Genomic DNA, 7,596 nt, shown 5'->3' on the forward strand with positions numbered 1-7,596 from the left:
TATTGGAAGTTATTTAGTAGGAAAGTCTTTATGGGATAAGGTGTTAGTGATTAATGCCTTATCCCTTTTTGTATTATTTCCTGACAGAACCAATTGCATATAATGGCAAATTCTCCATCCATGATTCGGTGTGAAATGTTTTGAGTGATGTTCTATAAGCTTTTGAAGGTTGATATTTTTCGCAGAAAAGTCGAAAACTCTTTGCTTTAATATTTGTTTCTGCTTTTACTTCAATAGGAAAGATTAATCCTTGCTGTTGAACGATGAAGTCTACTTCTGCTGTACTGCGCTCATTTGTCCAGTAACCGATATAAATGTCTTCTGCAACACGTAGTTCTTGCATTACATATTGTTCTGTTTGTGCTCCTTTGAATTCTGTAAATATCCTGTTTCCTTCGATGACTGTGCGGATATCTAATTGTGACATCGCTGAAAGTAAGCCTACATCTAATAAAAAGAGTTTGAATACGGCTAGATCCTGATAGGCAATTAGAGGCATATCAGGTTTGCTGACGCGATGTGTTTTTAAAAGTAATCCATAATCCACAAGCCATTGGATAGCTAATTCAAAATCTTTAGCCCTGGCTCCCTCTCGTATCATTCCGTAAATGAATTTCTTATTTTCTTTACTTAATTGCGAGGGGATACTTTGCCAAACCATTTGAATTCTAGGAATAATCTCATACGGAGCATGTTTCGAAAAGTCTGCTTCGTATGAGTTTAGAATATCCCGTTGCACTTTTCGTACAGATGATATGTCTTTAGTCTGTATATAGGTATTGACGACTTCCGGCATTCCTCCTACATATAAATAGATACGTAGGTATTCTATTAGCTTTTCATGGAATATAGTGACAGTATCCCATTCTGATTTTAAGATGGATTCAATTAAAAGAGATTCTCCGTTAGCTTTCAGAAATTCAAAAAAGGACAGAGGTCTCAAATCCATGAAATTTACTTTGCCGACAGGGAAAGAGTGATTGGAGTGCAGTCCCATACCTAATAATGAACCTGCTGCGATTATTTGATATTGAGGAGCGTTTTCACAAAAATATTTTAAAGCTGTTAGTCCTCTTTCTATACTCTGAATTTCATCAAAGATGATTAATGTATTTTCGGGGATGATTTGAGTTTGGCTATATATTTGCAATGTTCGTATAATTCTTTCTATATCAAAATCGTTTTGAAAAAGAGCCTGCAATTGAGTTGCTTCTTCAAAATTGATATAGATTAATTTGTCATAATATCGATTTCCGAATTCTTTTAACAACCAGGTTTTCCCTACTTGCCTGGCACCTCTTACTATTAAAGGCTTTCTGGCAGGATTGTTTTTCCAGGCTATTAACTCATTTATTTTATCTCTTTCCATATTTAGGATTATTACGAATAGACGAAAGTATATATTTAAAGAGAATATACCAATGTTTTATACCTAAATATTGATAAAAATGTTGTGTTGTTACATTTATTGCTTGATAAAAGTGTTGTTTGGTTACATTTATTGCTTGATAAAAGTGTATTTGCCATATCAGCGGAGTTCAGAGATGAAACTTAATTAATGGGTTATTTATTGTAGACAAGTCAGAATACGATGTTTTTTTCTACTGAATTGTAGTTCTTGCAAAAAGAATGGTAATTTAATAAAGGTTATTGGGAGCTATTTAGTAGGAAAGTCTTTATGGGATAATGGGTTAGTGATTAATGCCTTATCCCTTTTTATTTTTGTGAATATAGTTCTGTGTGGACTATGTCTTTCATATTTAACTAAACAGAACGGGACAAAAGTAGCAGATTGTATAAAATATAAACATACATTTTTGTCTAATAGATATGTATAAATTGTCCATAGCTGAAAAATTAACAGATATATAATAAGTTGTATATAAGCCAAGTATATTTTTACCGATTGTTTCAGTTAGTAAGATATCTCTATATTCAGCCGAATTAAAAAGGGTAGAAATACAAGATAAAAAAAGATTGTAATTATTCTATTGGTGATTATCATCGTTAATACTATGCTGAAAATTTCTCCTGTCATTCTCCTATGATAATCACTGCTCTCCAATTGAAAAATAGAATCTGTCAAAACTACTATCTACGTTGTGAAAACTAATATTTGACTCTAAAAAAACAACGATTCTTGAAAAATAGTAGTCCATAGTCCACACAGGACTATTTCATTTGGTAGAAACGAACAAAACTAAAATTCCTGCACATTTAAGTCGACAAGATTTAGTGTGCGCAAACAAAATCAATTTATTAACTAAATCTGGTGTTATTATGACGAAGGATTTTAATCGTTATTATTTTTCAAGACAGATGTTTATAGGAGCTACGATGTTCCTTGCATCTGTGGGAGTTGCTTCGGCCAGTCCGACAGCTCTGGGAATGAATGTTCCAGAATCAGATGTTTTCATGGCTTCTCCACAGCAAGCACAGAAAACGGTGAGTGGAGTAGTAGAAGATCAATTTGGTCCGGTTGCCGGAGCAAATGTAGTTGAGAAGGGAACCACGAACGGAACCATTACTGACATGGATGGTAAATTTACGTTGAATGTTTCTCCTAATGCAGTTCTGGTTGTTTCTTTTATTGGTTATACGGAACAGCAAATCACAGTAGGTAACCAAACATCCTTCAAAATCCAGATGAAGGAAGACTCCCAGGCATTGGATGAGGTAGTGGTTGTTGGTTACGGTACGCAGAAGAAAGTGAATTTAACAGGTTCAGTTTCTTCCGTAGATTTTACAGAACAAGCAGCCAGCCGTCCTATTACAAACGTATCATCAGCCCTGGGAGGTCTGTCTGCCGGTTTGCAGGTTATGCAAAGCAAAGGTAATCCGACCGACGACGGTGCTACGATCCGTGTTCGTGGTACAGGTACATTGAACAATGCCAGTCCGTTGGTTTTGGTCGATGGAATGGAAGCCTCGATGGACGCTGTCAATCCGCAGGATATTGAGACGATTTCCGTATTGAAAGATGCTGCATCGGCTGCTATTTACGGTTCACGTGCTGCCAATGGTGTAATTTTGATCACAACGAAAAAAGGTAACCGTGAAAAGATCCGTGTAACTTATTCGGGTACTTTCTCTATGGCTCAGCCATCTAACCTGCTCGATTTTGTAACGGATTATCCTACGCATATGCGTTTGATCAATGAAGCCAAATTCAATGAGGGTTACAATGATGTATTTTCAGCAGCAACAATCGAAGCCTGGGAAGCTGCCAATGCAGATCCGAATGGCGTAAATGCAAACGGTGTCCCTAACTGGCTGGCTTATCCGAATACGGACTGGAACAAAGAAATGTATAAAAATAATCTGGTTCAGGACCATGTCGTGTCCGTGAACGGAGGAAGTGAAAAGGTTACATTTTTACTGTCTGCCGGTTATATGGATAACCCAGGTTTGGTGGAAAACACCGGTTTGAAACGTTACACATTGCGTGCCAACGTAGAAGCGAATGTAAACAAATGGTTGACCTTGGGAACCCGTACATATGCTATTATGAACGATAAGGATCAGGGTAATTACGCTGATACCGGTATGTTGAACTTTATCCGCCAGACTACCCCGGGTTTGATTGGCATGTATGATGGAAAAATGGGATATAAGGAAGCAGCCGAAGAAAGTTCTACCGCTAATAATATTTGGGCATATCTGAAACAGACCGACGGACAGAACCGTTCTTCCCGTTTTAATACAACGATGTATAGTAAGATCAAGTTTATGGAAGGTCTGAGCTGGGATTTCAACTTTAATTACGGACGTCGTTTTGACGAATATAACTCACATACAGTTCCGTTGGCCCGCTATACCTTCAGTAATGGTGAGATTGCTTCTACAGCAACGACTCCGGACCAGATGACGACAACCTGGAAGTCATATGCAGAAGAAACATATACGCTTGAAAATATCCTGCGTTATGACAAGAGCTTCAAAGGTGGTCACGATTTGAATGTAATGGTTGGTTACAACGAATATTTCTATAAACAATACGAGCATAAGCAACAGAAAAAAGGTTTGATAGACCCGAGTATCAGTGTTCCCGATGCAGCCACAGAAATGCAGACCAGTACCGGTACGGCGAAAGACGAAGCACTTCGTTCTGTATTCGGCCGTTTGAATTATGCTTATCTGTCTAAATATCTGTTTGAGGCTAACTTTCGTTATGACGGTTCTTCCCGTTTCAATTCAGATTCGCGTTGGGGTATCTTCCCGTCATTCTCTGCTGCCTGGCGTCTGTCTGAAGAGGAATTTATGAAGAATATCGGCTGGTTATCTAACCTGAAAATCCGTGCTTCCTGGGGACAAATAGGTAACAACCGCATTACAGATAAGGATGGTTACCAGGACTATTACGGTTATCAGGCTACTTATAAGACTTATAATTATTCTTTTGGAGGGGCTCAGGCTGCTGCTTTGGCACAGAACAGGATCGGTAACTCGCGTCTGGAATGGGAAAGCACGACTGTTACGAACTTTGGTGTGGATGCCGGTTTTCTCAATAATCGTTTGACAGCTGAGTTGGACGTATATAATAAGGTAACGGATGGTATCCTGACAACTCCGAACCTTCACTTGACAATGGGTATTAAGACTCCTCCGACCATGAATACGGCCGAGGTTACGAACCGCGGTTTTGAATTGACTGTAGGCTGGAAAGACCATGTAGGTGATTTCAATTATGCTGTTTCTACCAATTTCTCTTACAATCATAATGAGGTAACAAAATACCTGGGTAAGTATGAAGCCGGTTGGGTAGAGAAAGACGGTAAGAAAGTATGGCAATCGAATATCGGTGATGTATCTGTGGATAAAGATAAGGGACGTATCGTAGAAGGACATCCGATCAAAGAATATTATACATTGAATACTTATTCCGGTAATGGAACCCATTTTAACAGCGATGGTTCCGTAAATATAAATGGTGGTCCGAAAGATGGTATGATCCGTACGGAAGGTGATATGAAATGGTTGAATGCCATGATAGATGCCGGTTACAAATTTATGCCAAACCAGAGTGTCGGTCGGAATAATATCTATTACGGTGATTTGATTTATGCGGATTTGAATGGCGACGGTATTTACGGTAGTTCTTATGATTATGATTTTCAGGGATCTTCAGCTATGCCTAAGTTCGGTTATGGTATCAATATCAGTGCCAGTTGGAAAAACTTCGATTTAAGTATGTTGTGGGCTGGTAACGGTGGTTTCAAACTGTATTGGGAAGAAGACCCGTATAATAGTGTAGCAATCAGAAATGGTTTTGCTACATCTGAGCGGGTTGCGAATGATCATTACTTCTACGATCCTGAAAATCCAACTGATTCGAGAACTAATCTGAATGGTTATATTCCCCGTTTGGTAGAAAACTCGAAACAGAGCCGTCAAACCAGCAATTATTATTTGTACAACGGTACTTATATGAAATTGAAGAATCTGACAATCGGCTATACATTGCCTGTAACTCTGACAGAAAAAATTTCTGCAGAAAGGGTTCGTGTATATCTGTCTGGTGAAAACTTGTTTACCATAACATCATTCCCCGGTCAGGATCCTGAAATGGGGGCAACTACAAACTATCCGTCTTTACGCCAGTTTGCTGCGGGTATTAGTGTTACATTCTAAAAAAGAGAAAAGACAATGAAATTAGTAAATAAAATATTAGTTGTTACAGCTGTTGCTTCGGTTATGACAGCTTGTAAACCTGATTTGTTGGATACGAATCCATACGATAAGGTAGGTTCCGGAGCCATGTGGGGAAATGAAACGATGTGTGATATGGGTGTGAATGGTATCTATGCCACATTGCGCGAGGCAAAGGTTGCACATGAAATGTTTACACAAGATGCTATGGGATTTGCCGGTCAGGCCCGTGATCCTCAGGATTTGTTGAATGGAACAATTACTGCCGGCAATAGTTTGTTCTCTGATACCTGGAAACAGTTGTATGAAGGAATTCACCGTGCAAATGATGCCATAGCCCATTTACCGGAAGCTCCATTGGATGATGCAAAGAAAGATCGTTTGATCGCTGAATCCAAATTCTTGCGTGCTTACTATTATTTCCGTTTGAACCGTGTATTCCAGGGTGTTCCTGTTTATCTGGAACCGGTGGAAGACAGCGAGTGTACCAATGGACGTGAAACGGCTGACAAAGTATGGGAAGTTATTATCTCCGACTTAAACGACTGCATCAATAGTGCTAATTTGCCGAATAAGTATGCGAAAGGTGATGCCAATTATGGTCGTGCAACGAAAGGTGCGGCATATGCTTTGCTGGGACAGACATATATGTGGATGAAAGATTATGCAAAAGCGGAAGCTGCTTTGCGTAAAGTCGGAGATGTCGGTTTTGCATTGTTTCAGGGGGATTACAAACAACTCTTCAAAACAGATAATGAACAATGTGATGAGATGATTTTCTCGGAACAGAATATTGGTATCAAAGATTATGGTTCCAAAACACAATTCTGGTTAGGTTCACGTGTTTCTTTTGGTTCTTGCTGGAATAGTTATCTGCCGAGTGTAAACTGGGTGGAATCATTTGAATGTGCAGACGGTAAGCCGTTTAACTGGAATGACTTCCTACCGGGATATAATGAGATGACTCCTAAAGAACGTGTGGTTTTCTTCCTTCGCGATACTGTCGGTGAGTGGGATACTTATTCGGAAGATATAAAATCAAAACTGCGTGCAGGTTTTGAACTGGCCGTGAAAAATGGAGCTGATATGTCCAAATATCTACCTTCCGGAAATGAAGCCCGTTTGCGTAAAGCCTATGAAAATCGCGATCCTCGTCTGGAAGCGACTGTCATTACTCCGTATGCTGAATATAACGGGGCAATCGGTTCAAAAGAATATACTTATACCTTGCGTTGGCCGGCAACCAACTCGGATGAAGTCGAACCGTATGACCTGAGAACGGATAGCCAGACTTTGTTCTACTATCTGTATCGCAAATTTGTTGCGGAAGGATCGTCTGAAACTCCTAATCGTGAATATTGCCCCTGGGATTATCCGTTGATCCGTTATGCAGACGTAGTCTTGATGCTGGCTGAAGCTATCAATGAACAAGGCTTTAAGCAGGAAGCTGTCGATTTGGTAAACTCTGTACGTGAGAGAGCCGGTGCTGCATTATTGCAGACAACAGATGCCGGTAAACCTACTTATGTAAGTGGTCAGGACAATATGCGTACCCGTATCCGTAACGAACGTCGTTGGGAATTATCTTTGGAAGGTGTTAACCTGTATGACGAAATACGTTGGAGAACGATCGGTGACTGGTGTAAAACCGGTGATGGCTCCAAAGAAATCTGGGGTACTGTCGTAAATCCGTTCTCATGGGGTGGAGATTATCTTTATACCTGGGCTATTCCAAGCACGGAATGTGAAAGAAATAGCAATCTGGTTCAGAATGATGGTTGGATAAACTAATTATCGCGATCTGTTCTACCGAATAGTTACTCTGTTAAAAGAATAATCCTTAAACAGGAATTGTAAGAAGTTCTTTTGATAAGGAAATGTTTATGGGATAAGGTGTTATTGATTAATGCCTTATCCTTTTTTTTGTGGAGAGTGTAGTTCTAGCTG

At 39.4% G+C, this 7,596-nt stretch carries 3 protein-coding genes; 2 read left to right on the forward strand and 1 reads right to left on the reverse strand.

The annotated features are described in order from the left end of the window. Positions 1 to 73: 73 nt before the first annotated feature. A complete protein-coding gene (locus tag NBH14_RS18715; protein ID WP_186959763.1) occupies positions 74 to 1,369 on the reverse strand; it encodes an ATP-binding protein in 1,296 nt (431 codons plus the stop codon). Positions 1,370 to 2,280: 911 nt separating this feature from the next. Between NBH14_RS18715 and NBH14_RS18720 the strand changes: the two genes are divergently transcribed. Together NBH14_RS18720 and NBH14_RS18725 are read left to right on the forward strand one after the other, a co-directional pair. Then, the gene (locus NBH14_RS18720; RefSeq protein ID WP_186959762.1) at positions 2,281 to 5,631 is read left to right on the forward strand and encodes a SusC/RagA family TonB-linked outer membrane protein; all 3,351 of its coding nucleotides are present in this window, start codon (positions 2,281 to 2,283) and stop codon (positions 5,629 to 5,631) included. Between the two features lie 15 nt (positions 5,632 to 5,646). Beyond that, complete coding sequence (locus NBH14_RS18725) at positions 5,647 to 7,440, forward strand: RagB/SusD family nutrient uptake outer membrane protein (protein WP_186959761.1); 1,794 nt, start codon at positions 5,647 to 5,649, stop codon at positions 7,438 to 7,440. Positions 7,441 to 7,596 lie beyond the last annotated feature (156 nt).

This window comes from Parabacteroides caecihominis, from assembly GCF_023656785.1.
Lineage (GTDB): Bacteria > Bacteroidota > Bacteroidia > Bacteroidales > Tannerellaceae > Parabacteroides > Parabacteroides segnis.

Excerpts from the sequence above, each read along its gene's own strand:
- NBH14_RS18715 (WP_186959763.1), bottom strand. The coding sequence starts at position 1,369 with ATGGAAAGAGATAAAATAAATGAGTTAATAGCCTGGAAAAACAATCCT.
- NBH14_RS18725 (WP_186959761.1), top strand. The coding sequence starts at position 5,647 with ATGAAATTAGTAAATAAAATATTAGTTGTTACAGCTGTTGCTTCGGTT.
- NBH14_RS18720 (WP_186959762.1), top strand. The coding sequence starts at position 2,281 with ATGACGAAGGATTTTAATCGTTATTATTTTTCAAGACAGATGTTTATA.